Source organism: Arthrobacter sp. FW306-1B-G06A (assembly GCF_058781765.1).
In genome coordinates this window covers 22,627-47,404 of record NZ_JBYSXB010000034.1, presented here as the reverse complement: position 1 = coordinate 47,404, position 24,778 = coordinate 22,627, and the positions used below count along the sequence as shown (strand labels likewise).

At 63.8% G+C, this 24,778-nt stretch carries 26 protein-coding genes; 14 read left to right on the top strand and 12 right to left on the bottom strand.

Annotated elements, in window-relative coordinates; translation table 11 throughout:
• Window position 1 precedes the first annotated feature (1 nt).
• Genes AC3WJM_RS17115 through AC3WJM_RS17105 form a run of 3 tightly spaced genes read right to left on the bottom strand, consistent with a single transcriptional unit; the run spans window position 2 to window position 3,748 of the window.
• On the bottom strand, window positions 2–1,414 hold the full coding sequence (locus AC3WJM_RS17115) for a glutamine synthetase family protein (RefSeq protein ID WP_492272474.1): 1,413 nt from the start codon (window positions 1,412–1,414) through the stop codon (window positions 2–4).
• The gene (locus tag AC3WJM_RS17110; protein ID WP_284752949.1) at window positions 1,411–2,145 is read right to left on the bottom strand and encodes a FadR/GntR family transcriptional regulator; all 735 of its coding nucleotides are present in this window, start codon (window positions 2,143–2,145) and stop codon (window positions 1,411–1,413) included. The genes AC3WJM_RS17115 and AC3WJM_RS17110 overlap by 4 nt, the downstream gene beginning before the upstream one ends.
• Window positions 2,146–2,203: 58 nt before the next feature.
• Window positions 2,204–3,748: an amino acid permease gene (locus tag AC3WJM_RS17105; protein WP_306962019.1), complete on the bottom strand. Its 1,545-nt coding sequence runs from the start codon at window positions 3,746–3,748 to the stop codon at window positions 2,204–2,206.
• 136 nt (window positions 3,749–3,884) lie between these two features.
• On the opposite strand from AC3WJM_RS17105, the gene AC3WJM_RS17100 reads away from it, so the two are divergent.
• The 3 genes from AC3WJM_RS17100 to purM all read left to right on the top strand — a co-directional run bounded on the left by AC3WJM_RS17100 (window position 3,885) and on the right by purM (window position 7,107).
• Window positions 3,885–4,268: a hypothetical protein gene (locus tag AC3WJM_RS17100; RefSeq protein ID WP_284991918.1), complete on the top strand. Its 384-nt coding sequence runs from the start codon at window positions 3,885–3,887 to the stop codon at window positions 4,266–4,268.
• 62 nt (window positions 4,269–4,330) lie between these two features.
• Window positions 4,331–5,950: an amidophosphoribosyltransferase gene (gene purF, locus AC3WJM_RS17095; protein WP_284991916.1), complete on the top strand. Its 1,620-nt coding sequence runs from the start codon at window positions 4,331–4,333 to the stop codon at window positions 5,948–5,950.
• Complete coding sequence (gene purM / locus AC3WJM_RS17090; RefSeq protein WP_492272473.1) at window positions 5,947–7,107, top strand: phosphoribosylformylglycinamidine cyclo-ligase; 1,161 nt, start codon at window positions 5,947–5,949, stop codon at window positions 7,105–7,107. The genes purF and purM overlap by 4 nt, the downstream gene beginning before the upstream one ends.
• Before the next feature lie 70 nt (window positions 7,108–7,177).
• On the opposite strand, the gene AC3WJM_RS17085 is transcribed toward purM, so the two are convergent.
• The 7 genes from AC3WJM_RS17085 to AC3WJM_RS17055 form a co-directional block, all read right to left on the bottom strand.
• Window positions 7,178–7,963, bottom strand: a complete 786-nt coding sequence (locus AC3WJM_RS17085; protein WP_307055468.1) for a VOC family protein — start codon at window positions 7,961–7,963, stop codon at window positions 7,178–7,180.
• Between the two features lie 30 nt (window positions 7,964–7,993).
• Complete coding sequence (locus AC3WJM_RS17080; protein WP_492272472.1) at window positions 7,994–8,974, bottom strand: TIGR03086 family metal-binding protein; 981 nt, start codon at window positions 8,972–8,974, stop codon at window positions 7,994–7,996.
• On the bottom strand, window positions 8,971–9,300 hold the full coding sequence (locus AC3WJM_RS17075; RefSeq protein WP_059389930.1) for an ArsR/SmtB family transcription factor: 330 nt from the start codon (window positions 9,298–9,300) through the stop codon (window positions 8,971–8,973). Before AC3WJM_RS17075 ends, AC3WJM_RS17080 begins: the two co-directional genes overlap by 4 nt.
• A gap of 64 nt (window positions 9,301–9,364) precedes the next feature.
• Window positions 9,365–10,165, bottom strand: a complete 801-nt coding sequence (locus tag AC3WJM_RS17070; RefSeq protein WP_284991911.1) for an amino acid ABC transporter ATP-binding protein — start codon at window positions 10,163–10,165, stop codon at window positions 9,365–9,367.
• A complete protein-coding gene (locus AC3WJM_RS17065) occupies window positions 10,162–11,118 on the bottom strand; it encodes an amino acid ABC transporter permease (protein WP_492272471.1) in 957 nt (318 codons plus the stop codon). The genes AC3WJM_RS17070 and AC3WJM_RS17065 overlap by 4 nt, the downstream gene beginning before the upstream one ends.
• On the bottom strand, window positions 11,115–12,059 hold the full coding sequence (locus AC3WJM_RS17060) for an ABC transporter substrate-binding protein (protein ID WP_492272470.1): 945 nt from the start codon (window positions 12,057–12,059) through the stop codon (window positions 11,115–11,117). Before AC3WJM_RS17060 ends, AC3WJM_RS17065 begins: the two co-directional genes overlap by 4 nt.
• Entirely contained in the window at window positions 12,046–13,080 is a 1,035-nt protein-coding gene (locus tag AC3WJM_RS17055; protein ID WP_492272469.1) for a succinylglutamate desuccinylase/aspartoacylase family protein, read from the bottom strand. The genes AC3WJM_RS17060 and AC3WJM_RS17055 overlap by 14 nt, the downstream gene beginning before the upstream one ends.
• A 112-nt stretch (window positions 13,081–13,192) precedes the next feature.
• Between AC3WJM_RS17055 and AC3WJM_RS17050 the strand changes: the two genes are divergently transcribed.
• Window positions 13,193–13,819, top strand: a complete 627-nt coding sequence (locus AC3WJM_RS17050; protein ID WP_059389925.1) for a GntR family transcriptional regulator — start codon at window positions 13,193–13,195, stop codon at window positions 13,817–13,819.
• 156 nt (window positions 13,820–13,975) lie between these two features.
• On the opposite strand, the gene AC3WJM_RS17045 is transcribed toward AC3WJM_RS17050, so the two are convergent.
• A complete protein-coding gene (locus AC3WJM_RS17045) occupies window positions 13,976–14,209 on the bottom strand; it encodes a DUF3073 domain-containing protein (protein ID WP_028265518.1) in 234 nt (77 codons plus the stop codon).
• Between the two features lie 221 nt (window positions 14,210–14,430).
• Here AC3WJM_RS17045 and AC3WJM_RS17040 point away from each other — a divergent pair, with 221 nt between their 5' ends.
• On the top strand, window positions 14,431–15,147 hold the full coding sequence (locus AC3WJM_RS17040) for a septum formation family protein (RefSeq protein ID WP_306962038.1): 717 nt from the start codon (window positions 14,431–14,433) through the stop codon (window positions 15,145–15,147).
• Here AC3WJM_RS17040 and clpB read toward each other — a convergent pair whose 3' ends face one another.
• Window positions 15,148–17,817 carry an ATP-dependent chaperone ClpB gene (gene clpB, locus AC3WJM_RS17035; RefSeq protein WP_492272468.1) on the bottom strand — a complete coding sequence of 890 codons (2,670 nt, stop codon included), beginning with the start codon at window positions 17,815–17,817 and terminating at the stop codon, window positions 15,148–15,150.
• Window positions 17,818–18,044: 227 nt separating this feature from the next.
• Between clpB and AC3WJM_RS17030 the strand changes: the two genes are divergently transcribed.
• The 9 genes from AC3WJM_RS17030 to AC3WJM_RS16990 all read left to right on the top strand — a co-directional run bounded on the left by AC3WJM_RS17030 (window position 18,045) and on the right by AC3WJM_RS16990 (window position 24,771).
• Complete coding sequence (locus tag AC3WJM_RS17030) at window positions 18,045–18,383, top strand: YciI family protein (RefSeq protein ID WP_441433522.1); 339 nt, start codon at window positions 18,045–18,047, stop codon at window positions 18,381–18,383.
• Window positions 18,384–18,489: 106 nt separating this feature from the next.
• On the top strand, window positions 18,490–18,957 hold the full coding sequence (locus tag AC3WJM_RS17025) for an SRPBCC family protein (RefSeq protein ID WP_441433521.1): 468 nt from the start codon (window positions 18,490–18,492) through the stop codon (window positions 18,955–18,957).
• A 16-nt stretch (window positions 18,958–18,973) separates the two neighbouring features.
• Window positions 18,974–19,843 carry a DUF4031 domain-containing protein gene (locus AC3WJM_RS17020; RefSeq protein ID WP_492272467.1) on the top strand — a complete coding sequence of 290 codons (870 nt, stop codon included), beginning with the start codon at window positions 18,974–18,976 and terminating at the stop codon, window positions 19,841–19,843.
• Window positions 19,840–20,619, top strand: a complete 780-nt coding sequence (locus AC3WJM_RS17015) for a 2-phosphosulfolactate phosphatase (protein ID WP_492272466.1) — start codon at window positions 19,840–19,842, stop codon at window positions 20,617–20,619. The genes AC3WJM_RS17020 and AC3WJM_RS17015 overlap by 4 nt, the downstream gene beginning before the upstream one ends.
• Window positions 20,620–20,719: 100 nt before the next feature.
• Window positions 20,720–21,049: a PadR family transcriptional regulator gene (locus AC3WJM_RS17010; protein WP_059389920.1), complete on the top strand. Its 330-nt coding sequence runs from the start codon at window positions 20,720–20,722 to the stop codon at window positions 21,047–21,049.
• 2 nt (window positions 21,050–21,051) lie between these two features.
• A complete protein-coding gene (locus AC3WJM_RS17005) occupies window positions 21,052–21,432 on the top strand; it encodes a DUF1048 domain-containing protein (RefSeq protein ID WP_492272480.1) in 381 nt (126 codons plus the stop codon).
• A complete protein-coding gene (locus AC3WJM_RS17000; RefSeq protein ID WP_492272465.1) occupies window positions 21,429–22,229 on the top strand; it encodes an ABC transporter ATP-binding protein in 801 nt (266 codons plus the stop codon). The genes AC3WJM_RS17005 and AC3WJM_RS17000 overlap by 4 nt, the downstream gene beginning before the upstream one ends.
• On the top strand, window positions 22,226–22,987 hold the full coding sequence (locus AC3WJM_RS16995) for an ABC transporter permease (protein ID WP_284991899.1): 762 nt from the start codon (window positions 22,226–22,228) through the stop codon (window positions 22,985–22,987). The genes AC3WJM_RS17000 and AC3WJM_RS16995 overlap by 4 nt, the downstream gene beginning before the upstream one ends.
• 41 nt (window positions 22,988–23,028) lie before the next feature.
• Window positions 23,029–24,771 carry a sialidase family protein gene (locus tag AC3WJM_RS16990; RefSeq protein ID WP_492272464.1) on the top strand — a complete coding sequence of 581 codons (1,743 nt, stop codon included), beginning with the start codon at window positions 23,029–23,031 and terminating at the stop codon, window positions 24,769–24,771.
• Window positions 24,772–24,778 lie beyond the last annotated feature (7 nt).

Here is a 24,778-nt window from a genome sequence, read left to right as displayed (position 1 = left end):
CCTACAGCCTTTCGAAGCCGCGGCGGAGCTCCCAGTCCGTGATCGCGGACTCAAAAGCTGCCAGTTCGACGTCGGCGTAGTTCACGTAGTGCCGCACCACTTCCTCGCCGAAGACTTCCTTGGCGATCACGGAGTTGGCGAACAGATCCCGCGCTTCCCGCATCGTCGTCGGCACGGTGGGAGCACCCGAGGTGTAGGCGTTGCCAAGGGTTGCGGGCTCGAGTTCGAGCTCGTTTTCGATTCCGTAGAGCCCGCCGGCAAGCATGGCCGACAGTGCCAAGTACGGGTTCACGTCGCCACCGGGCAGCCGGTTCTCCAGGCGCGCGCTTTGACCATGGCCGACGAGGCGCACCGAGCAGGTGCGGTTGTCGAGGCCCCAGGCCACCGCCGTCGGAGCGAACGAGCCTTTGACGAACCGCTTGTAGGAGTTGATGTTGGGAGCGTAGAAGAGCGTGAATTCCCGCATCGTGGCAAGCACTCCGGCGATGAAGTGATCGTAGGTTTTGGTGCGGGCTCCGGTGGCCTTGTCCCAGAAGACCAGCTCGTCGTCGAGTCCGCGAAGGGACAGGTGGATGTGGCAGGAATTGCCCTCGCGCTCGTTGGGCTTGGCCATGAAGGTAATGGATTGGCCCATGTCATGGGCGATGTCCTTGGCCGCGGTCTTGTAGACGGAATGGTTGTCCGCCGTGGTGACCGCTTCGTCGTACTTGAAAGCGATCTCGTGTTGGCCGAAGTTGCATTCACCTTTCGCGGATTCCACGGTCATGCCCGCTGCGTACATCTCGTTCCGGATCCGGCGAAGCAGTGGTTCCACGCGACCCGATCCCAGGAGCGAGTAGTCCACGTTGTATTGGTTGGCAGGAGTGAGGTGCTTGTAGTCCAGGTCCCATGCCTGCTCGTAGGAGTCGTTGTAGACCACAAACTCAAGCTCGGTTCCGGCAAGTGCCTTCCAACCGCGTTCGGCAGCCTTGGCCGTCTGGCGCTTGAGCATGGCGCGGGGCGAAACAGAGACCGGAGTGCCGTCGGTCATCGACAGATCGCACTGGATCAGCGCACTCCCCTCGCGGTAGGGAAGGACACGGATGGTGTCCAAATCCATGTCGAAGAGCATGTCACCATAGCCCTTTTCCCACGAGGAAATGTCATAGCCATCCACGGTGTTCATTTCGGTGTCAACGGCGAGGAGGTAGTTGCAGCCTTCCGTGCCGTGCTCCAGGACGGAATCCAGGAAGAATTGCGCGTGAAGGAGCTTGCCCTGAAGCCTGCCCTGCATGTCGGTGAAGCCGAGAATCACGGTGTCTATGGCGCCCTCGGCAATCCGCGCCTTGAGTTGCTCAACGGTGAGCATACGGTCATTGCGGGGGTGAACAGTGGTATCCGCGGTGTTCGAAATGTCGTTCATAGTGCTGCTCATTTCAGTAGTCCCTTGAGTAGTGCGGCAGTGGACTCGCAGTGCAATTCCATGACGCTTCGGGCCGCTGCAGGCTCGCCGTCGAGGATGGCCTGCACTATCAATCGATGCTCTTGGTTTGAATGTTCGATGTTCCGCTGCAGAAAGGGGATTTCCGCGAGGAACTCGTGGATCTTTGTCTGGATGGTGGTGCTGGCTTTATTGAGTTCGGACGACCCCGCAACAGCGGAGAAAGCCAGGTGGAGGCGGGCGTCGGCTTGCCTGTATTCCACCGGGGAACCCGCGTTTTCAACCTCGGCCAAGGAATCAATCAGGAGCTGACGCTGATCCTCGCTGAGCCGCATCGAGGCCGCCCGCTGGCAAGCCCCGGGTTCAATCACGGAACGGAAGATGAGGATGTCGCTGATTTCCCCCTGCCTGTCCTTGTTGTCGAGGCGCTCCGGCGGCCGGGCGTTGCCGACCGGTTCCACGATGGTTCCGCCGCCCCGCCCCCGGACGGTCGTGACGAAGCCCGCGGCTCGCAACGCGCTGATCGCTTCCCGCAGCGTGGCCCGGGAGACCTGCATGCGCTCGGCCAAGTCGCGTTCGGGCGGGAGGCGCTCACCGGTTTTGAAGATCCCCAACTGGATTGCCGATCCCAAGTGCTCAACGCATGACTCGAACGCCATGTGTCCGCGCACGGGAAGCAAGACCGTCTCCAGGAGGGGGGATTCAATCGGTTCGGCGAACAACATGGTGGCCTTCCTTGGTGGGAGGCCGCCCGCGAGACCCGCCGGCGGCCCGCGTGTGTTGCTAGTTGAGCAGCTTATCGGCGTCGATCGTCAGGTGCTCCTGTTCGGCACTCGTCATGAATGTCCGGCGCCCCGTGGTGTACCAAAGCACGGTGGCAAGGAGGAAGACGACCACGACGGCGATCGGCGCGTAGTTGAACGTGTCGATGGTGATGTCTGCGACGGGCGGAAGAACGAAGAGGATCACGATGATGGCGACCCACACAATCGCTACCCAGTTGATGATGGGACTCCATTTCCCCAGGTGCCACGGGCCCGGTACGAAGTTCTTGTTGAGCCTGCGGAGCAACACGGGGGTGATGTACGCGATGTAGAGGCCAATGACGGCCACGCTCGTCACGGCAAAATACGCGGTGGTGTTGAACAGGGCTGGTGAGGCGAGCACGATCGCGCAGCCAACGCAGAGCCAGATGGAGTTTGTGGGGGTACCGCTCCGGGCGTTGACTTTGGCCCAGATGCGGGAGCCTGGCAGTGCATTGTCGCGGGAGAAAGCGTAGGTCATGCGTGAGTTGGCGGTCACTGAGGCCATGCCACAGAAGAATTGTGCGCCCACCACGATGGCCAGCAGGAATTTCGCTACGCCGGGGTTGCCCAATGCATCCAGGAAAATCTGCGCCGGGGGCAAGCCTGTTGCCGTAGCGCCAAGAGTGGTCAGGCCTTCCTCTGAGCCGTCCGGGATCGCCGCGACGAGTGAGTAGAGCAGTATCCAGCCACCAATGATGGAGATGACGACGCTCATGACAATCCCCTTGGGAGCCGCAATGGCTGCGTTCTTGGTCTCCTCGGCAACGTGGGCCGAAGCATCGTAGCCGGTGTAGGTGTACTGCGACATGAGCAGGCCCATGAGGAAGACGTACGGCCCGAAAGTGAAGCCGGTTTCGTTGTGCCACGCGGTCATCGTCCAGTCAAAGGACTGGTGGCTCGTGGGCATGAGCCACAGCGCCGCCACAATGATCGCAACACCCACGATGTGCCACCAGGCCGAGACATTGGACAGGAAACTGACAATCTTGACGCCGAAACTGTTGAGCAGGGCGTGGATAACCATGAGGACGACGAACAGCGCGAACGTACCGCCCGGGGTGGGCTCAACGCCGAAAGTCAGCGCCGCGAAAGCCATCATTGTTGTGGCGCAGCCGAAGTCGATTGCGGCCGTGACGGCCACTTCACCGAGGAAATTGAACCACCCGACATACCAGGCCCAGGCCCGCTTGTTGCGTTTGGCGAGCCTGCCGGCCCAGAAATACAAGCCACCGGCGGTCGGGTACCGCGAACAAACCTCGGCCATGGAGAGCGCCACGCACAGGACCAGAACGCCAACCAGCGGCCAACCCAGGTTGATGGCAGCCGGACCGCCGGACTTGAGCGCAATGCTGAAGGAGGTAATGCAGCCAGCCAAAATCGAAATGATGGAAAACGAGACTGCGAAGTTGGAGAAGCCGGACATGCCGCGATGTAACTCTTGCTTGTAGCCAAGCTCGGCGAGGGCCGCAGCATCTGCGTCTTGCACAGCCTGCACCTTCGCTGCCGTAGAACGATCACTCATGATTATTCTCTTTCTAAACGGAAGGGGGGAACGGGCCGACACCGCTCGCATCGATAGTGACCCACTTCACATCAATCTGTCAATGGTCTGACTTCAGACCACAAACCAACCTCTTCGGAACGGTAAGCTGGAAGGCATGGTTTCTGAGGGCGCGAACGCCGACGGCACATCGCAAAACAGCACGTCACACAACAGCCCGGCACGCAACGCCGCGGCAGACAACGGCACTCCGGAACGCCGCGGGATCACGGTCCGCCGTGCACCGAAGTTCGTTCCGTTCATGGGACTGGGCGGGGTGCTCGGCATCATTGTTGCCGCGTTCGTGGCCTACGGCATCCCCGGCGACCAAAGTTTCGACACGGGGGCGGTCTTCGGTTTCTTCCTTGTGTCCTTCGCCGCGGGCGGCGTGCTGCTGGGCGCCATCGCGGCCCTCGTCCTCGACAAAGTCAGCGTGCGGCGTTCCCAGCGTGCCGTCGTCGAGTCCGTGCCCAACCCCACAGAGGACGACGCCGGGGCATAGGATCCGGGTCACAATGTCGCGTGAGGGAAAGTACCACGCCAACATCATGCGACAATTGACCAGTGGCACGTGGCGACGGAAAACTTTCTCATGATCTTCTCCCCGACGAAAAAGGACCTCAGGACGCTTGTGGCGTCTTCGGGGTCTGGGCGCCGGGCGAAGAAGTAGCAAAACTCACCTATTACGGGCTGTATGCGTTGCAGCACCGCGGACAAGAATCGGCTGGTATTGCTACCAGTGACGGCAAGCGCATCAATGTCTATAAGGACATGGGCCTCGTGTCCCAGGTCTTCGACGAGACAACCCTGAACACCCTCACCGGGCACCTCGCCGTCGGCCACTGTCGCTACTCCACCACCGGAGCAAGCCACTGGGCCAACGCACAGCCCACCCTGGGCGCAACCGCCACCGGCACCGTTGCCCTCGCGCACAACGGCAACCTGACCAACACGGCTGAGCTCCGGGAAATGATCCTCGAACTCAACGGCGGTCAGTTGACCGGCGAAATGAAGCAGGGCAACACCTCGGACACCGCCCTGGTCACTGCCCTCCTCGAAGGCGAAGAGGGCAAGACCCTGGAACAGACTGCGCTTGAGCTGCTTCCCAAGATCCGGGGCGGCTTCTGCTTCGTGTTCATGGACGAAGGCACCCTCTACGCGGCCCGCGATACCTTCGGCATCCGCCCCTTGTGCCTTGGCCGCCTCGAGCGCGGCTGGGTTGTCGCCTCGGAACAGTCCGCCTTGGCAACCGTCGGGGCCAGCTTCATCCGCGAGATCGAACCCGGCGAGTTCATCGCCATTGACGAAAACGGCGTCCGTTCCCAGCGTTTCGCGGAAGCGACGCCGGCCGGTTGCGTTTTCGAGTACGTCTACCTTGCGCGTCCCGACGCTTCGATTGCCGGGCGCTCCGTGTACGAGTCCCGCGTGGAGATGGGCCGCCAGCTGGCCCGCGAAAACACCCAGGTAGCGGACATCGTCATCCCGGTCCCCGAATCCGGAACCCCGGCAGCGGTCGGTTACGCCGAAGAATCCGGCATCCCGTTCGCGCACGGCTTCGTCAAGAACTCCTACGTGGGCCGCACGTTCATCCAGCCTTCGCAGACCCTGCGCCAGCTCGGCATCCGGCTCAAGCTCAACGCCCTCGAATCCGTGATCCGCGGCAAGCGCGTGGTGGTAGTGGATGACTCGATCGTCCGCGGCAACACCCAGCGCGCCATCGTCAGGATGCTCCGCGAGGCCGGAGCCGCAGCCGTCCACGTCAAGATCTCCTCCCCGCCCGTCCAGTGGCCCTGCTTCTACGGCATCGACTTCGCGTCCCGCGCTGAACTGATCGCCAACGGCGCCACCATCGAGGAAATCTCCCAGGCCATCGGAGCGGATTCGCTGGCTTACATTTCCGAAGACGGCATGATCGGCGCCACCCAGCAACCGCGCGAACGCCTCTGTACCGCCTGCTTCACCGGCCAGTACCCCATCGCACTTCCGGGTTCGGACAAACTGGGCAAGAACCTCCTGGAGCGCACCGACCTCGGCGGGCTGCCGACGTCGGGCATCTCCGCCGAAGCCGTAACCGCGGACTCGGACGACCCGGCCAACAAGCCCGGCGCCACGGGCTGCGATCCCGGACCCGACGCCGAGTTTGAGAACCTGCTGACCGACGCCGATAAGAAAGAGTCTGTATGACCTCCGCATCCTCCGCCGCTGAGAACACAACCGGCATCACCTACGCGTCCGCCGGCGTCGACGTCGAAGCGGGCGACCGCGCCGTCGAACTCATGAAGGACGCCGTCAAGGCGACCCACAACAGCTCCGTGCTCGGCGGCGTCGGCGGTTTCGCCGGCCTGTACGAAGTCTCCAAGCTGCTCACGTACAAGCGGCCCCTGCTGGCCACGTCCACGGACGGCGTCGGCACCAAGGTGGCCATCGCCCAGGCCATGGACATCCACGACACCATCGGCTTCGACCTGGTGGGCATGGTGGTGGACGACATCGTCGTAGTCGGCGCAGAGCCGCTCTTCATGACCGACTACATCGCGTGCGGCAAGGTTGTCCCCGAGCGCATCGCGGACATCGTCCGCGGCATCGCCGCCGCTTGTTCCGTGGCGGGCACTGCCCTGGTCGGTGGCGAAACCGCTGAGCACCCGGGCCTCCTGGGTGAGCACGAGTACGACGTCGCCGGTGCAGCTACCGGTGTTGTCGAAGCCGATGCCCTGCTTGGCCCGGACCGCGTCCGCGCCGGCGACGTCGTGATCGGCATGGCTTCCTCGGGCTTGCACTCCAACGGCTATTCCCTGGTCCGCCGCGTGATCAACCACGCCGGCTGGGCCTTGGACCGCCAGGTCTCCGAACTCGGCCGCACGCTGGGCGAAGAACTGCTGGAGCCCACCCGCGTCTACGCCGCCGATTGCCTGGACCTCGCCCGCGCGTTCCCGGTCAGCGGCCTGGGTACTGCGCCCGGCGCCGTGCACGGCTTCAGCCACGTCACCGGCGGCGGCCTCGCAGCCAACCTGGCCCGCGTCCTGCCGCAGGGCCTCGTGGCCACGGTTGACCGCGCCACCTGGGAACTGCCGGCCATCTTCAAGCTGGTGTCCGAGCTCGGCAATGTTCCCCTTGCCGACCTCGAGCGCACGCTCAACCTCGGTGTCGGCATGGTGGCCATCGTGTCTCCCGAAATCGCCGACGCCGCCGTGGCCCGCCTCAACGAGCGCGGCTTGCCGTCGTGGGTCATGGGTACGGTGGCCGCGGACTCCGACTCGATCATCAAGAGCGGTCCGGACTACGTCCAGGGCGCCAAGGGCGTCGACGGCGGCGCCGTGCGCCTCGTGAACGCTTACGCCTAAGGGTTCTTCGCGCAAAAAGTGCCCACCCCATTGCCGATCCGGCAGTTGGGTGGGCACTTTTGTTTGAGGCCTAGTTGCTTTCGGCGGCCATGAGGCTGAAGGCTGCTCCGGCTGGATCACCGAGGACTGCCATGCGGCCGACGCCAGGGACGTCGAAGGCAGGCGCGAAGACCTGGGCGCCGAGCTCGACGGCCTTCGCCACGGACTCGTTCACGTCCGCAACATTGAAGTAGGTCATCCAGAACGGCGGCATTCCCTCGACGGGCTGCTTCATGGCGCCGCCTACGGACTTCCCGTCCACTACGAGCTGGGTGTATTCCTGCAGGTCTCCGGCCGCGGCCGTCTCGCTGGAGCATCCCGTCACGGATTCGTAGAAGGCGACGGCCTTGGGGACGTCGTTCGTCTGCAGTTCGTTCCAGACCACCGTGCCCGGTTCATTGACCAGCCCGGCGCCGTGGTGGGTTCCGGCCTCCCAGAAGCCAATCTGTGCACCCGTGGGATCGGCTGCGAAGAACATCCGCCCGCTTCCGTTGGGGACGCTGTCCGGCGGGAAGAGAACGTTGCCGCCTGCCGCCGTGACGCGCTCAGCGGCGTCATCGACCGAATCGACGGCGAGGTAGTTGGCCCAGAAGGACGGTGCGCCGGCCGCGGCCATGTCCGGCATCTGCTGCATCATGCCCGCCACGTAGCGGTCCTGCAGCTTGGCCATGTAGTAGGTCATGCCGTTGCCGGCATCCATCGCGTCCAATTCCCAGCCGAACAGATCACTGTAAAAGGCCTTGGAGGCCTCGATGTCCGACGACGACAGGTCCACCCAACACGGGGTTCCCTGCTTGTAGCTATCAACCTGCGGCATTGCTATCCCTTCGTTGATGATGCTTCGAGCTTATGCGTGAACAGTCCGGCCGGTGAAAGCGACCAGGCGCTCCAGGCTGGATGCCGTCTCGGCGACTTCCCGGGCCGGGGCGAAGCTGCCGCTTGCGCGGACCTGCTCGCTGATGGTGTTCTGCGCGAGGACCTCGACGTAGTCGGTGAGCTCATCCGCCACCGACACCTCGAGGCCCAGGGCCTTGGAGAAGTCCCAAGCGTGGACCAGGAACTCGAGGTTGAGGATGGAGGCGACCATCGTGGCCGGCAGTTCGGCGAAGCCCATGTCAATGGTGCATTCGAGGCCGCGGCGATAGAAGGCTTCCAGCGTCGGCTGGGCGAGGTCGGCGATGCGCACCTCGGGCGACTTCCCGGCGTCGTCGGCTACTTCGGCGCCCAGGGCCTTGGCGATGTTGGCAATTGAGCCGGCAAGGTGGTCAAGCAACTGGGACACGTTGAAATCGGCGCACGGAGTCTGGGTCTGCGCGTCGGCCTCGGTCACGTGCGCCAGTACGCGTTGCACGATGGCGAGCGTGGCGTCCGCGGAGGTGAGCTCGTTGAGGTCGGCAGGGGCAGCTGCCCATTCGTCGGCACCGGCGTCGCCCGTGGAAGCCTCGGCGAGGAGACGGTCGAGGTAGTGGTTCCAGCCCTCGGAGTGGCCTGCCAGGGCTTCCGGAGTCGGAAGGCCTTCGTGCACCAAGCGCACGGAGGTGCCGCCGTCGGCCGGCTCAAGGGTGATGGCTACCGTGGAGACGTTGTCCGCCGGCGCTTCGGGCTGCTCCCAGCCCCAAGTGAAGACGACGCGCTTGCCGGGCTCGATTTCCGTGAACGTTCCCGCCGCGTGGTGACCCGGGGTGATGGTCCAGCGGTACTCGCCGCCAACCTTGAGGTCGACGCGGGCGGCAACGGTCTGCCAGCGGCGGAGGCGTGCGGGCTGCGTGATGAGTTCGAACGCCTGGTCGACGTTGAGGGGAAGAAGAACGGTCTTGTCGTAAATCATGATGATTCCTCTGTTGTTTGAAGGCGGTCGGTGGTGAAGTTTTGTGCGTCAGCGAGGAGCATGTCCAGCTCAGCGGTCCAGAACTGCTCAAAAAGCATCCGGAGTTCTCTCATGCCGTCGTTATCCAAGCGGTAGTAGCGGTTGCGTCCCTCTTTGCGGGCCGCAACGAGGCCTACCTGCTCCAGCAACAACAAGTGCTGCGAGACAGCGGATCTGCTCACCGTGAATTCGCCAGCCAGCTCCGTCACGGTGCGCTCGCCCGCCGCAAGCAGGTGCAACAGGCGCCGCCTGTTCGGCTCCGCGGCAACTTCCAGTCGGTCGAGCATGATTAATACGTTAGCCGTCACTAACGCATTCTGTCAACCGCTTCCGAGAGCGCACTATCAACAACTACAGGACCGCAGACAAGAACGCCCTGGTCCGCTCATGCTGCGGGTTGCCAATGACGGCTTCGGCGGGACCTTCCTCAATGATCCGGCCGCCATGCATGAACACCACTCGATCCGCCACGTCGCGGGCAAAGCCCATCTCGTGCGTCACAACAATCATGGTCATTCCCGTCCGGGCCAGGTCCTTCATCACCCTGAGGACCTCGCCCACCAACTCCGGATCCAGCGCCGACGTCGGCTCGTCAAACAGCATCAGCTTCGGCTGCATGCACAGGGCCCGGGCGATCGCCACCCGCTGCTGCTGCCCGCCCGAGAGGTGCCGTGGATAGGCCCCCGCCTTCTCCGACAGGCCCACCTTCTCCAGCAAATCCAACGCCCGACGGCGGACATCCGCCTTGCGGTGCTTGAGCACCCTGATCGGGGCTTCCATCAGGTTCTCCAGCACGGTCATGTGCGGGAAGAGGTTGAAGTGCTGGAAGACCATCCCGATATCGGTCCGGTCGGCGCAGATTTCGTTGTGGGACTGTTCATGGAGCTTGTCCCCCTTGATCCGGTAGCCCACGGCCCTGTCCCCCACCCACAGCAGGCCACCGTCGATCTTCTCCAGGTGGTTCACGCACCGCAGGAAGGTGCTTTTCCCGGAGCCCGAGGCGCCGATCAGGCAGACCACTTCGCCGCTCTGGACGTGGAGATCGATTCCCTTGAGGACCTCATTGTCGCCGAAACTCTTGCGCACGCCTTCCGCGCGTACCAGCGGAAGCGCCTCCGGCGCCTTGCGGCTTTCCTTCGTCTCGATAGTCATGACTGGCTTTCCTTTCCTGATCCTTGTTTTCGTGAGCCTTGCGCGGAATGTACCCTGAAGAATTTCCGCAACCGCTCGGCGGCGGTCGGCGGGACGGAACGGGACGTTCCCCGGGCGAAGTGCCGTTCCAGGTAGCCTTGGCCCACCGTGAACACCGTGGTGACGATGATGTACCAGATACTGGCGACCAGGAGCAGCGGGACAACCTGCAGGTTCTTCGAGTAGATGATCTGGGCGGAGTACAGGAGCTCGGGGACCGCCAGGACACTGACCAGCGAGGTCATCTTGAGCATGCCGATGAACTCATTGCCCGTAGGCGGGATGATGACGCGCATGGCCTGCGGCAGGATCACCCTGATGAGGGTCTGGATGCGGGACATGCCGAGGGCACCCGCAGCTTCGCCTTGACCTTGATCGATGGACTGGATTCCTGCCCGGACGATCTCCGACATGTAGGCAGCCTCGTTGAGGCCCAGGCCAAGGATCGCCGCGGCGAGGGGTGTGATGATCTGGTTGGCGTCGAGGCTGACGCCGGGGATACCAAAGGTGATCTCCGGATACAGCGCCGACAAGTTGAACCAGAACAACAGCTGGACCAGGACGGGGGTGCCTCGGAAGATCGTCACATAGGCGCTTGCCGAGGCCTTGACCACGGGGTTTGCCGAAAGCTGCATGACCGCAAGCACCACGCCAAGCCCCACCCCGACAGCCATGCAGACAACCGTCAGGAACAGGGTGATGCCGATCCCGTTGACTATGGCAACGTCACGGAAATACAGGGCCACCTTGTCCCAGCCGAAACGGGGATTGCTCACCGCGGAAACAAGCAACAGGATCACGACGGCGCCTACCGCAGTGCCAGCCACCCATCGCCAGGGGTGCCTGGCCGAGACCACGGTGAACTGTCCGCGGTCCGTTGTTCCCATCTTGGGGACGGTGATCACGGTGCTCATTTCGCACCACTCGCGTCCACGGCATCAGCGCTGATGGTCACCGAGTCCGGGATTCCGTACTTCGCATTGATCGCCTTGTACGTGTCGCCAGCGATCAGCGCCCTGACCGCCGCGACCATCGCCTTGGTCAGGGGCGAGCCTTTGGGCATGGCGATACCTACCGGCGTCGGTTCGAAGTCCTGGTTGCCGGCGAGCTCGAAGGCACCGCCGGAAAGCTTGCTTGCGTAACCCATGCCAACAAGGCCTGAGAGGACGCTGTCCACGCGGCCGGAGATGAGTGCCAGGTTGGCTTCATTCTGGGAGGGAAACAACTGGATGTCGATCGGCGCTTTGCCGGCGACGACGCACTGCTTCGAGAACGCCGGAAGGGTCTCGATCCCTTGCGTGGTCCCCTTTTCGCCACCCACCTTCGTGCCGCACAGCTTCATCGCGTCGAGGGCCAGCTTCTTGGGGTTGCCGGCCTTGACTGCAAGGCCGGAGCCGCTGCTCTGGTAGGAGGCGAAATCGGCATTCATCTTACGCTCGGCCGTGACATTGAAACCCGAGATGCCGACGTCGTACTTGTTGGAGCTCACGCCCGGGAGGATGGTATCGAAGGTCGCGGGAACCATCTTGACTTCGAGCCCCAGCGTCTCGCCGACTGCTTTCGCAAAGTCCGCGTCCCAGCCGACCACCGTCTTGCTGTCAGCCGCGTAGAACTCATAAGGCGCGAAGGTGGGGTCGGTGCCGACCACCAATGTCCCCTTGGCCTTGACGTCCGGGGGCAAGAGATTCGCGGCGGACTTGTTGAAGGGCGCCGCCGGAATCGCGGCGTCCTTGCCGGGAATCGAACTGGCGGCGGCTTCCTTGCCGGCGTCGAGTGACGCAGTGGTGCAGCCGCTGAGCGCGACGGCGGCGGCCAGCAGCAGGGCGGCTGTGGAGATGTATCTAGGACGGTTCATGATTGCCTTTCGCATAGCTTGTTCCATGGTCAACGGCGATGTTGACCACGGTGGTGCCGACATTGACGAGGGCGGGATGCCGAATGATTGCGACCACCCCGTCCATCGGTGAAAAGAAGTCTTTTGGAGGACGCTCGAGTTCTTCCACTGAGTGAACGCGGGCCACGAGCTCTCCGGCCGCGACTTTCTGGCCAAGTCCGACCACCGGCTCGAGGATGCCTGCCATGGTGGAATGGACCGCGGACTGGGCCGTGAGTTCGACCCACTGGATCGGGTCTCCGATACCTGAGAGGCCGGCGTCCTTGAGCACGCCCCAGTGCCCAAGCAGCGAGGGAAGTCCCGTCCGGGCCCTTGCGAGGATCGGCAGGGATACGGTTCCCCTCCCACCGAGTTCGGTCGAGATCATCGGCACGCCGGCCTGATCGGCCGCGCCGCTGATGGAGCCCGCCTTAAGCATGGGCTTCACCACGACGGAATAAGGGGCATTGAATGCGGCGACCGCCGCCACCTTCGCGGCCCATAGCTCCGGCGTCGGCCCTTGGTAGACGAACGCGGACGGCACATACTCCGACGCGATCCCCCCGGAATGGATGTCCATCACAAAGTCGGCCATGGGGATGAGTTCCTGGGCCACGATCGAGGCGATCTGTAGTGCCGGTCCGCCGTCGGCGCGGCCCGGGAGGGCACGGTTCAGATTGACCCGGTCCACGCTGGAAACACGTCTTCCTTCGCGGACAGCAGGGATGTTGAGGGCAGGCAGGATGATCAATCTCCCGCTCACCTCATCAGGGTTCAAGGTGCGGATGAGTTCCTGGAGAAGGATCTGTCCTTCATATTCGTCGCCATGCGTACCGGCGATCAGGAGGACCGTGGGGCCGTCCCCACCACTCAGGACCGCGATCGGCGAAGGGATGACAGCGGCGTCATTCTCATTGTCCGAATGTTCGATCTCCAGGTAACCCAGCTGCTTGCCGACGGCGGCAAAATCGATGCCGGGTATGCGTGGAATGCGCAGGCTCATAGGGCAACTTTCTTCAGGGTTGGTAGAATTGGATTCACTGTATACAGTGAATCCTGTGATGTAAAGCACGTAGGATTGAACGAGTTTTGATACGAAAAAGGGGATGAGGCGAATGGCCACGCAAGCTGCCAAGGGGATGAGGCCGCTGAGCGAGCACGTCTACGACAGGATCAGCAATGAGATCGTCAACGGAGTGGTCGAGCCAGGCGCTCCCCTGGTCCAGGAACAGCTGGCCGAAGAATACGGCGTGTCCCGGACGCCGGTCCGCGACGCCCTGAACCGCTTGGTCCACGAAGGACTCGCCACTTTGGTCCCGGGCTCGGGGTATTTCGCGACGACGCTGACCCGATCAGCCGTCGAGGAAGTCTACGAAGTACGCAAGGCCCTCGAGATCATGGCCATCAGGCAGTGTGGGGCAAAATACACCAACCTTCAGCTTGCGAGGCTGGAGCTGCTTATCGCCGAGGGTGCGGCAAGCGCCGACCCGGAGGAACTGTTCACCGCCACGCGGGCGTTCCATTTGGGCTTGGCGGCGCCTGCGCCCAACGGATTCTTGCTGAAAACCCTCGAATCCGTCTGGGACAACCCTGTTCAACGGCTCATCAGCCGCTCGTACCCCTTGGACGACGCCAAGCTTGAGCGCGTGGCGGACGCCCACCGGAAGATCCTGGCCGCAGCGCGCGCCAACGACCTCGAAACACTGATCCCCCTGCTGGATCTGTGCCACGAGAAGGACTGACCGGCCAAAGGGCACGAAAAAGGCCCGTAGCGCACGCCAATCATGGCGCGCCCTACGGGCTCTATCGTTTTGGGAGGCATCCGGGGATGCCAAACGACCTCGTGTACGACGGCGGTACGCAACTCGATGCCGAAAGGCACCTGATTGTTGCTACAGCTATCCGATACGGCGGGTGTCTACCTCGTCGTCATCGTCTTCCAAGTCCTGTGCGTACTTGTCCTCGTAAGCCGAGTAGTCCGGCTCCGGCGGATCATCCGCGAATCGGCTCGTCGCACGACTTGATGGCCCAGTCAGCTCGCGCTGAAGGGCCGAATAGTCAGTGTTCGGGGAGTAGTACTTGATGTCCCGAGCCTGCTTGGTAGCTTTTGCCTTTTGACGGCCGCGCCCCATGGCGTGACCCCCTTTTGTACTTGGACCGGAGGTGGTCACCTTGGCGATCGGTGAGGCCCCGGAATGTTTGGTCAATTTGTCGTATGTCTAGATTACATGCTTTCTGGAGCAACTGCTTGCCACTTGCTTCGCGAAAGCGCCGTCACAGTTCCACCTGGCAGTATCTCCATTCATTGGCATGAAAAACTTGGGTAGAGTCGCCCTAATATGGGGCGGCAGGCATGAAAGGCGCGAACTCAGACATGGGCCAGGACAACATGATCCAGGGCAACAACGGTACGGGCGACAATGAGTCGCCGGTAGACCCTGGTTCCGGGACCTGGTATTCCGGGACTTCGGGCACGTATCCCGATGCAGGCATGCCTGGCGAAACCGGGCCCGAGGGCCCTGCTCCCTCCGAGAAAGGCTCGTCCCTGCGGACTGCCCTGGACGCCATAACGCGGTATCGGCTCATCATTGGCGGCATCGTGCTGGCCGTGCTGATCCTGATCGGCGTAGTGATCTGGGTCCTCGTCGGGGCACTGGCCAACCGCCCGGCGGCCGCGCCCATCCCCGCGCCGGCCACGTCCACCAGCCGCGGTCCCCTCCCGGCGGATGTGGAGGCAAAGGATTACCAGCTGGGAGATTGCTTCGCCGATTTCGACTCCAACGCCATCAAGTCCAAGGTGGTGGACTGCACCACCGACCATTCGGCCCAGCTGGGCGCCATCTTCCGGTACAAGGCTGACGACACCTTCCCCGGCGCCACTGCCTTGCGTGACAAAGGCCGCGAAATCTGCCGTGATCTGGTGCTCAACGAGGCATCCACGAAGTACGCGCTCCTGCAGCAGAACGTGTACCCGAGCGCCACGAGCTGGGACAACGGCGACCGCCGCGTGGACTGCTTCATCGTGGTGAACTCGGGAAACACGCTCAAGGAATCCGTGCTGCAGAAGTAGCTATTCCTTCCGCCTCACCGTCAGGCCGCTACCCGCCGGAGCACCGCCGTCGGGACCCGTCAAAGCCTCGAGACCCTCGATGGTGAGTTCGTCGACGTCGGCCGCGGTGTCCACCAGTACCGTGTCGCCGTCCGCGATCTGTCCGGCAAGGATTTCCCTGGCCAGGCGGTCACCGATCTCGCGTTGAACCAGCCTTCGCAGCGGACGGGCGCCGTAGGCGGGATCGTAACCGGACATCGCGAGCCACGCACGGGCGCCGTCGCTGACCTCAAGGGTGAGCCGGCGGTCGTGCAGCCGCTTGGTCAGCTCGTCCACGTGCAATTCGACGATCCTGGCGAGCTCGTCGACGCTGAGCGGATCGAACAGCACAATCTCGTCGAGCCGGTTGAGGAATTCCGGCTTGAAGGAGGCGTTGACCACGGCCATGACCGCATTCCGCTTCGCCGTGGAGTCCAGCGTTGGATCCACAAGGAACTGGCTACCCGAGTTGGAGGTCAACACCAGGATGGTGTTCCGGAAGTCCACGGTGCGGCCCTGCCCGTCGGTGAGGCGGCCGTCGTCGAGCACTTGAAGGAGGATGTCGAACACTTCCGGGTGGGCCTTCTCCACCTCGTCGAGCAAGATCACGGAGTACGGGCGACGGCGGACCGCTTCGGTGAGCTGGCCGCCTTCCTCGTAGCCCACGTATCCGGGAGGGGCACCGACCAGCCGGGCCACGGAGTGCTTCTCGCCGTATTCGGACATGTCGATCCGCACCATGGCGCGTTCGTCGTCGAACAGGAAGTCGGCGAGTGCCTTGGCGAGCTCGGTCTTACCGACGCCGGTGGGGCCCAGGAACAGGAACGAACCCGTGGGGCGGTTGGGGTCGCTGATGCCCGCGCGGGCGCGGCGGACGGCGTCGGAGACGGCGGCCACGGCCTTGGACTGACCGATCAGCCGCTTTCCGATCTCCTCTTCCATGTGCAGCAGCTTCTGGGATTCCCCCTGGAGCATGCGGCCGGCGGGGATGCCCGTCCAGGCCGAAATAACCTCCGCGATATCGTCCGCCGTGACTTCGTCCGCGACCATCAGGGCGGGCTTCGCTTCACCGCGCGCTTCCCGGGCGGATTCTTCCTCGGCTGCTGCGCTGAGCTCGCGCTCCAACGCGGGCAGTTCGCCGTAGAGAATGCGCGAGGCAGCTTCAAGGTCGCCCTCGCGCTGGAACTTTTCGGCGGCGGACCGCAATTCGTCGATCTTTGCCTTGAGGTCGCCCACGCGGTTGAGCCCGGCCTTCTCGGCTTCCCAGCGGGCGTTCAGCGCACCCAAGGCTTCCTTCTTGTCCGCTTTGTCCGCGCGGAGCGCGGCGAGGCGTTCGATGGAGGCCGCATCCGTCTCGCGCTCGAGTGCCAATTCCTCCATGGTGAGACGGTCCACGGCACGGCGGAGCTGGTCGATTTCCTCGGGAGCCGAGTCGATTTCCATGCGTAGCCGGGACGCCGCCTCATCCACGAGGTCGATGGCCTTGTCCGGCAATTGACGGCCCGAGATGTAGCGGTTGGAGAGCGTGGCGGCGGCTACCAGGGCGGAGTCCGCGATGGCTACCTTGTGGTGGGCCTCGTAGCGTTCCTTGAGGCCGCGGAGGATGCCGATGGTGTCCTCCACGCTTGGTTCGCCCACGTAGACCTGCTGGAAGCGGCGTTCCAAGGCAGGGTCCTTCTCGACGTTCTCGCGGTACTCGTCCAGGGTGGTGGCGCCGATGAGCCGCAGCTCGCCGCGGGCCAGCATGGGCTTGAGCATGTTCCCTGCGTCCATGGCGCTTTCACCGGTGGCACCGGCGCCCACCACAGTGTGGATTTCGTCGATGAACGTAACGATCTGCCCGTTGGAGTTCTTGATCTCCTCCAGCACGGCCTTCAGCCGTTCCTCGAATTCGCCGCGGTACTTCGCGCCGGCCACCATGGATGCGAGGTCCAGCGCGATGAGGGTCTTGCCCCGCAGGCTTTCCGGGACGTCACCTGCCACCATGCGCTGGGCAAGGCCTTCGACGACGGCGGTCTTGCCGACGCCGGGTTCGCCGATCAGCACGGGGTTGTTCTTGGTGCGGCGGCTCAGGACCTGGACCACTCGGCGAATTTCGCTGTCCCGCCCGATCACGGGATCCAGCTTGCCGGAGCGCGCGACGGCGGTGAGGTCCGTGCCGTATTTCTCAAGCGCCTGGAAGGTGTTTTCCGGGTCTTGCGAGGTGACTTTCCGGTCACCGCGGACACCCGGCAAGGCGGCGAGGAGCGCTTCGTGGGAGGCGCCGGCGTCGCGCAATAGCTTCCCCACGGCGTCGCTACCGGCAGAGAGCCCCAAGAGGAGGTGCTCAGTGGACACGAAGGAATCGCCGAGTTTCTCGGCCTCGTTCTGGGCGGCCTGGATGGCCTGCATCGAAGGGCGGGAAAGCTGCGCTTGCTGCACTGAACTGCCCGACGACGACGGCAGGGCCTTGATGGCCGAACTCGCCTGGACGCTCACGGCATCCGGGTCCGCTCCAGTGGCGCGCAAGAGCGCCACCGCGACGCCCTCGCGTTGATCCATGAGGGCTTTGAGCAAGTGGGCTGGCTCCACCTGCGGATTTCCGGCGGTGGAGGCGTTCATGGCCGCCGCGGAAAGAGCCTCCTGGCTCTTGGTGGTGAATTTGACGTCCATGGAAGAGCTCCTCTCGGGAAAGATGACTAATTCTCAAAGTTGAGTCTACTATGCTCAACTTTGGCGAAGCGTCCCTCCTGCTCCATGTTTGCCGACGGCGAAACTGCTGTCCATAGCCTTCCCCGCTTACGGTGAAAAGTCCCTCGCTGTTTGCGTTCCCTGGCCCTAGGATCAGGTGTGACCGGGTGGAACACCCCCCCGGGCGCGCATGAGAAAAAGGACACGCAATGAAGAAGTTCGTAGTTCTCTACAATGCACCACAATCGGCGGAATCGATGATGGCTGGCAGCTCCCCTGAGGCAGCAGCCGAAGGCATGAAGCTGTGGATGGACTGGGCCGCGAAGGCTGGCGCTGGGCTTGCCGATCTTGGCACACCCCTCGGTGGCGGCAAAGTGGTTGGGAACTCTGGAGTATCCGATGCAGAGACCGGCGTGGGCGGTTACAGCGTCCTCCAAGCCGAAGACATGGACGGAGCGCTGAAGCTCCTCGAAGGCCACCCGCATTTCCTCATGGCCCCCGAAGCCTCGATCACCGTCTACGAAGCGCTCGACGTCCCGGGCATGTAAGGGAGCACCCGCCGTCGAAATCGTGGATCCGGGCCGCGCGCTGCGTGCCGGAACGCAGCACTCGGCCCGCGCCCACGATCCCGGCAAAGCGCCGTACGATATGCACATGGCACCCTTCACAGTCACTCGCAATGCGCTGATCCCCGCCGCACCCGCCGACGTCTTCCCCTTCGTCAACAACTTCCACGAGTGGACCAAGTGGTCTCCGTGGGAAGCCGTGGACCCCAAGCTGAACCGGAGCTATTCCGGCAACGAATCCGGCGTCGGAGCAAAGTATGCCTGGAGCGGCAACAACAAGGCCGGCACCGGAACCATGGAAATCGTCGGCTCGGAGGAGCCCGGCAGGATCGACATCCGCCTCGAGTTCACCAAGCCGATGAAGGCAGTCAATCCTACGGGTTTCACGTTCGTACCCGAAGGGGACGGCACCCGCGTCACCTGGACCATGACCGGCGAGAACAAAGGCCTCGGCAAAATCTTCGCTTTGTTCATGAACATGGACAAGATGGTGGGCGGCGACTTCGAAAAGGGTTTGACCGCTCTCTCTGCGGTAGCCACCCGGAAAAACTCCTAGTTCTCTGGCGCGGACCATGGCCGTCTACGTTGATCCGCCGCTGTGGCCCGCGCACGGGACCGTGTTTTCCCACCTCGTCTCGGACACCTCGCTCGAGGAGTTGCATGCCTTCGCCGAAGCGACGGGGATTCCCGGGCGCGCCTTCGACGGCGACCACTACGACGTCCCGGAACGCCGCTACCAGGACCTCCTGTCCGCAGGCGCCATCCCCGTGGAGGCGCGCATTCTTGTGCGGAAACTGATCGCGAGCGGCTTGCGGATCCCCGCCCGCCAACGCAGCAAGGCGCTCACCGTACCCTTGCTGGAGCGCTGGAATTCGGCTCTTCCAGGACATGAGGAGCTGGGTTTTGAGCTCCTCGAACGCTGGGGCGAGGACCATCGGAAATACCACAGCCGCACGCATTTGCTGGCGGTCCTGGAAGCCTTGGATCTCCTGAGCGAACCCTCTCTGCCAGCGCGCTCAGTGACGTTGGCCGCATGGTTCCATGACGCCGTCTACGAGGGAATCGCAGGGCAGGACGAAGAGCAATCGGCCCGGCTGGCCGAGGACCGCCTGGCTCTTGCGGGACTCCCGGAACCGACGATCCACGAAGTTGCCCGGCTGGTCAGGCTGACCTCCACCCACAGCCCCGAACCGGGAGACCGACTCGGCGCCCTCTTGTGCGACGCCGATCTCTCCATCCTCGGCGCGGAACCAACGGCTTACGCCCGCTACCTTGCTGCTGTCCGCGAGGACTACGCCCACGTCAGCGATGCCGACTTCGCTGCCGGCCGGGCCGCCGTCGTCCGCCATCTGCTCGCCTTGGATCCACTCTTCCACAGCGAACGCGCGCGGAGCCTGTGGCTGGAGGCCTCCCGCCGCAACCTGGAGGCCGAACTGTCATGACCATGGCGGGAACGGTGCACCGGCAGCTTCCGTTCACCGTGAGGTTTGAATGGGGGCTCGACGGCGCCCGTGCGGTTGCGTCCGGAGCGGACCTCGCCGTCGTGGTTGACGTCCTCACCTTCACCACATGCGTCAGCGTCGCCGTCGACCGCGGTGCCATCGTGTTCCCCTACGCGTGGAAGGACGCCGGGGCCGAGGACTTCGCCGCCCACCACGATGCCCAGCTGGCTGGTCCGCGGGGTGGAGGCGGATTGAGCCTCTCGCCGTCGAGCCTGCGGGACGCGCGGTCGTTGAGCCGCGTCGTGCTGCCCTCGCCCAACGGCTCTTCGATCGCTTATGAGCTCGCCCAGGAAGTCCCGCTCATCGCGGCCGTGTCACTGCGGAACGCAGCCGCCACCGCCGAGTGGGTGGCCGCCGAACTCCCTCCGGATTTAGTGGTGGCGGTGATCGCGGCCGGTGAACTGTGGCCAGGCGGCTCCCTCCGGCCCGCCCTGGAGGATCAGATCGGGGCCGGCGCCTTCATTGCCGGACTCGCTGCCGCCGGACGGGGCGGCTTCACGCCGGAAGACGGCAGGGAAGGTTTCTCGCCGGAGGCTGATGCGGCGATGGCTGTTTTCAACGCCGTCGAGCCGCGGCTCCATCACACGTTGCAGGATTGCTCCAGCGGCCGGGAGTTGATCGACGCAGGGCACGCGGACGACGTCGAGATTGCCGCCGAACTTGACGCCGGGACCGCCGTGGCCCTCTTGAGGGACGGCGCGTTCCAGCAGCCCTGAGTGCACTTCGGTGCGGTTTCCGAAGGGGCTTGCGCTTCCACTACTTAGCGGTACTATGTACCAGTAGCTAGTAACACTGAGTAGTGGAAGGAGGTGTCCGATGGGCAGGCAAATGACGGAGATGCTCAAAGGGACCCTCGAGGGCATCGTTCTCGCCCTCCTGACCGGGAATCCCGCGTACGGGTACGAAATCACGACGCTGCTCCGAGGCCAGGGCTTCACCGAGATCGCCGAGGGCACCGTGTATGCGCTGCTCGTCAGGATCGAGCAAAAAGGCCTTGTCGACGTCGAGAAACGGCCGTCCGAGAAGGGCCCGCCGCGCAAGGTCTATTCGCTCAACGAGCAGGGCGAAAAGGAACTGGACGAATTCTGGAATACGTGGAGTTTCCTGTCCGAGCGACTGGAACAGCTCCGAAAGGGAGGAAAGTGAACATGGCCGCAGGGTGGATCGAGCAGCTTACGGGATCGCTCGAACAGAAGAAGCAATACCGGCAAAACAAGGCACGCGTGGAGCAGCTTCCCGCGGACTATCGCGCGGCGGCGACCGCGCTGGAACGGTACCTGATGTACTTCGGTGCCATCACCAAGGGCGATGTGCTGCTGCGGATGCTCGGGGACCTCACCGATCTCTTCGAACAGAGCGCCGCGGACGGGATGCCGATCCGCGACATCGTTGGTGACGACCCCGTGGAGTTCGCCGAAACGTTCATGCGCAACTACACGGTCGGTCAGTGGATCAACAAGGAGCGCGAACGCCTGGTCAAGGCGATCGACGCCGCTGCCGGAGACGATGGGAAGGAGCGGGAATCATGAGCAATGCATCCACCACCCGCGAACCCGCGATCCGCGTGCAGGGCATGGAAAAGTCCTACAAAGAGCTGCACGTGCTGCGCGGCGTGGACTTCGACGTGGCACCGGGCACCATCTTCGCCCTTCTCGGCTCCAACGGAGCAGGAAAGACCACGATGGTGAAAATCCTGTCGACGCTGCTCGGTCCGGACGCCGGCACGGCGACCGTCAACGGATTCGACGTCGTGGCCCACCCGCTGCAGGTCCGGGAATCCATCAGCCTCACCGGACAATTCGCAGCGGTCGATGAAATCCTCTCGGGCAGGGAAAACCTGGTGCTGGTTGCCAAGTTGCGGCACCTGAAGGACCCCGGGCAAGCGGCGGACGATCTCCTGGCGCGCTTCAACTTGTCCGAGGCAGCGTCCCGAAAGGTGTCCGCGTATTCCGGAGGCATGCGCCGTCGCCTTGACATCGCCATGAGCCTGATCGGGCAGCCCGAGGTGATCTTCCTCGATGAGCCGACCACCGGACTCGACCCCGAAGCACGCATCGAGGTGTGGCAGGTAATCCAGGAGCTCGCGAAACGGGGCACCACCGTCCTGCTCACCACGCAATATCTCGACGAGGCAGAACAACTCGCGGACAGCATCGCCATCCTCCATCAAGGGCGCATCATCGCGAACGGGACTCTCGCCGAGCTCAAGCAACTACTTCCACCGGCGAAGGTCGAGTACGTCGAAAAACAGCCCAGCCTGGAGGACATCTTCCTCGCACTGGTGGGGAACGAGGGCAAGGTCGCGTCAAGTAAGGAGCAGTCATGAGCACACATTTCTTCGGAGACACGGCCGTCTTGCTAGGCCGCTCCATGCGTCACATCTTCCGCAGCGCGGACACCATCATCACCACCGCGATCACGCCGATCGCCCTCATGCTGCTTTTCGTCTACGTGTTCGGCGGCGCCATCAGGACAGGCACGGAGAACTACGTCAATTACCTGCTGCCGGGAATCATGCTGATCGCGATCGCCTCGGGCATCGCGTACACCGCTGTTCGCTTGTTCACCGACATGAAGAGCGGCATTTTCGAGCGGTTCCACTCCATGCCGATCGCACGATCATCGGTCCTGTGGGCACATGTGCTGACCTCCATGGTGGCGAACGGGCTCTCGCTCGTGATCATCATGCTGGTGGCCCTCCTGATGGGATTCCGCACCTCCGCAAGCCTGCTGGCATGGCTCGCGATCGTTGGAATCCTGGCGCTGTTCACCCTGGCACTCACCTGGCTCGCGATCATTGCAGGCCTGACAGCGAAGTCAGTGGACGGTGCCGGCGGGTTCTCCTACCCGCTCATCTTCCTGCCGTTCATCAGTTCGGCCTTCGTCCCGACGGCCACCATGCCGGGTCCCGTGCGCGCCTTCGCCGAGAACCAACCGGTCACTTCGATCGTCAACACGATCCAGGATCTGTTTGAACAACGGCCGATCGGAAACGACATATGGGTCGCCCTCGCATGGTGCCTCGGCATCCTGATTATCGCGTACTTCTTCGCCACGGCCGCCTACCGGCGCAGGATCAGCTAAGGGTCGTTCCAGCCGAAGGCGTCGTCTCGTATCATGGAGGTGTGACCTCCTACCTCCAGCGCCGTGGTGCCGCACTCCCCCAAGCCCGTCCCGACGTCGAGCACGTCCTGGCGGTGCGCGGCACGGGAGGCTACCGGCAGTACCGCATACCGGCGCTGGCCGTCTCGACGGCGGGGACAGTGCTCGCCGCCTATGACGGCCGGCCGAACTTGGACGACCTGCCCAATCCGATCGATCTCCTGCTGCGGCGCAGCACGGACAATGGCCGCAGCTGGGAGGAACAGCGCGTAGTCCGCAGCGGCTCGGGGCTCAATGGCTACGGCGATCCGAGCCTCTTGGTGGACGCAGTGACCGGGCGGATCTTCATGTTCCATGCCGCGGGGACGCATGCCGGTTTCTTCGAAGCGGTAGGCGGCCTGGAACCCGATGACGACGTGCAGCACTGCGATGTCAGCTTTTCCGACGACGACGGCGTCACCTGGCAGCATCGGCGGCTCACCGGACAGCTCAAGCGGGGCGGTGTTCCGGGCGCTCGTGCCGGCGACCGCGGCATCACGGGGATTTTCGCCGCAGCCGGTCAGGGAATCCAGATGCACGCCGGTCCGTTCGCCGGGCGACTGGTCCAGCAGTTCGTGGTGCTCGTCGACGGCGAAATCATGGCGGCTTCCGCATACAGCGACGACCACGGCGAGAACTGGACGCTCGGATCGCTCATCGGAAAGGGTCCGGATGGGGTCGGCCCCAACGAAAACAAAGTGGCATGCCTCGACGACGGCCGCCTCCTCCTGCACTCGCGCGCCACGCCCCGGCGGCTGGCGGCAATCTCCCATGACGGCGGCGAGACGTGGAGCCTGCTGGAACCGGTCGGGGACCTCCCCGACCCGAGCGACAACGGCTCGCTTGTCCGCTTCGACGGCCTGCCGAATGTGGCATCCCTGGCCACCCCGGACACGAGCAGCTGGCTGCTCGCGAGCAACAACCAGGACACTTCCCTGCGCCGCAATACGGTCCTCAGCCTGTCCACGGACAACGGGGCCAGCTGGCCCGCCAAGCTGGTCCTCTGCGAGGGAAGCTCGGCCTACTCGACTGCGGCGCGGCTTCCGGACGGCAACATCGGCGTCTTGTACGAGCGGCAGGGATACCGCGAGATCGTCTTCGTTTCCGTGCCGGTGGATCAGCTGACGGAGCAGCTTTCGGGCCCGGCGGGTGCGGCGGGCCCGGCGGGTGCGGCGGGCCCGGCGGGTGCGCCGGGAACCCAGCCCGACCACCTCGAGTTTCACATGGAACTGCGCTCCATCACTCCCGGCCGGCCCTCTGTGTGGCAGAACGCCGGTGAATTCCATGTCCTCCCCTCGGACAACGATCGTGACTGGGACGTTCAGACGTGGAAGGAAATCGGCCAAGGATACTCAGCGGAGCAGGCGCAGATCCTCGGAACCCGCGAAGCCCAAGACCTCAACTACGGGCCCATCATTCCGGGCTACAAAGCCGGGGACATCCTCGCGTTCACCGGACGCGCCCGCAACCTCGGCACCCAGGCCGCATCCGGCGTCGTACTCCTGGGACCGCACGCGAACCCGGCGGACTTCCCGCCCGCCGATCTGGCATCCGGCGCTGAAGCACTGTATTTCACGCCGGTATGCACGGTCACCGAGGAGGATCTGGCGCGGGACTCGCTTGAGCTGACTTTTGCGGTGGCGCACGACGGCGGCGCGCGGGTGATCGAGCGCAGCTTCAGTTTCGATCTGCGCACCGGAGCCGTGACGGCTGGCCCCGCCCGGTAACGATTCC

What these genes read in the sequence shown, in the direction of transcription:
- AC3WJM_RS17100 (WP_284991918.1), top strand. Translation starts at nt 3,885, where the DNA reads ATGGTTTCTGAGGGCGCGAACGCCGACGGCACATCGCAAAACAGCACG.
- AC3WJM_RS17080 (WP_492272472.1), bottom strand. Translation starts at nt 8,974, where the DNA reads ATGATTTACGACAAGACCGTTCTTCTTCCCCTCAACGTCGACCAGGCG.
- AC3WJM_RS17075 (WP_059389930.1), bottom strand. Translation starts at nt 9,300, where the DNA reads ATGCTCGACCGACTGGAAGTTGCCGCGGAGCCGAACAGGCGGCGCCTG.
- AC3WJM_RS17065 (WP_492272471.1), bottom strand. Translation starts at nt 11,118, where the DNA reads ATGAGCACCGTGATCACCGTCCCCAAGATGGGAACAACGGACCGCGGA.
- AC3WJM_RS17055 (WP_492272469.1), bottom strand. Translation starts at nt 13,080, where the DNA reads ATGAGCCTGCGCATTCCACGCATACCCGGCATCGATTTTGCCGCCGTC.
- AC3WJM_RS17105 (WP_306962019.1), bottom strand. Translation starts at nt 3,748, where the DNA reads ATGAGTGATCGTTCTACGGCAGCGAAGGTGCAGGCTGTGCAAGACGCA.
- AC3WJM_RS17045 (WP_028265518.1), bottom strand. Translation starts at nt 14,209, where the DNA reads ATGGGGCGCGGCCGTCAAAAGGCAAAAGCTACCAAGCAGGCTCGGGAC.
- AC3WJM_RS17015 (WP_492272466.1), top strand. Translation starts at nt 19,840, where the DNA reads ATGACCATGGCGGGAACGGTGCACCGGCAGCTTCCGTTCACCGTGAGG.
- AC3WJM_RS17070 (WP_284991911.1), bottom strand. Translation starts at nt 10,165, where the DNA reads ATGACTATCGAGACGAAGGAAAGCCGCAAGGCGCCGGAGGCGCTTCCG.
- AC3WJM_RS17005 (WP_492272480.1), top strand. Translation starts at nt 21,052, where the DNA reads ATGGCCGCAGGGTGGATCGAGCAGCTTACGGGATCGCTCGAACAGAAG.
- AC3WJM_RS17000 (WP_492272465.1), top strand. Translation starts at nt 21,429, where the DNA reads ATGAGCAATGCATCCACCACCCGCGAACCCGCGATCCGCGTGCAGGGC.
- purM (WP_492272473.1), top strand. Translation starts at nt 5,947, where the DNA reads ATGACCTCCGCATCCTCCGCCGCTGAGAACACAACCGGCATCACCTAC.
- AC3WJM_RS17040 (WP_306962038.1), top strand. Translation starts at nt 14,431, where the DNA reads ATGAAAGGCGCGAACTCAGACATGGGCCAGGACAACATGATCCAGGGC.
- clpB (WP_492272468.1), bottom strand. Translation starts at nt 17,817, where the DNA reads ATGGACGTCAAATTCACCACCAAGAGCCAGGAGGCTCTTTCCGCGGCG.
- AC3WJM_RS17085 (WP_307055468.1), bottom strand. Translation starts at nt 7,963, where the DNA reads ATGCCGCAGGTTGATAGCTACAAGCAGGGAACCCCGTGTTGGGTGGAC.
- AC3WJM_RS17010 (WP_059389920.1), top strand. Translation starts at nt 20,720, where the DNA reads ATGGGCAGGCAAATGACGGAGATGCTCAAAGGGACCCTCGAGGGCATC.
- AC3WJM_RS17050 (WP_059389925.1), top strand. Translation starts at nt 13,193, where the DNA reads ATGGCCACGCAAGCTGCCAAGGGGATGAGGCCGCTGAGCGAGCACGTC.
- AC3WJM_RS16995 (WP_284991899.1), top strand. Translation starts at nt 22,226, where the DNA reads ATGAGCACACATTTCTTCGGAGACACGGCCGTCTTGCTAGGCCGCTCC.
- AC3WJM_RS17020 (WP_492272467.1), top strand. Translation starts at nt 18,974, where the DNA reads ATGGCCGTCTACGTTGATCCGCCGCTGTGGCCCGCGCACGGGACCGTG.
- AC3WJM_RS17025 (WP_441433521.1), top strand. Translation starts at nt 18,490, where the DNA reads ATGGCACCCTTCACAGTCACTCGCAATGCGCTGATCCCCGCCGCACCC.
- AC3WJM_RS17030 (WP_441433522.1), top strand. Translation starts at nt 18,045, where the DNA reads ATGAAGAAGTTCGTAGTTCTCTACAATGCACCACAATCGGCGGAATCG.
- AC3WJM_RS17110 (WP_284752949.1), bottom strand. Translation starts at nt 2,145, where the DNA reads ATGTTGTTCGCCGAACCGATTGAATCCCCCCTCCTGGAGACGGTCTTG.
- AC3WJM_RS17060 (WP_492272470.1), bottom strand. Translation starts at nt 12,059, where the DNA reads ATGAACCGTCCTAGATACATCTCCACAGCCGCCCTGCTGCTGGCCGCC.
- AC3WJM_RS17115 (WP_492272474.1), bottom strand. Translation starts at nt 1,414, where the DNA reads ATGAGCAGCACTATGAACGACATTTCGAACACCGCGGATACCACTGTT.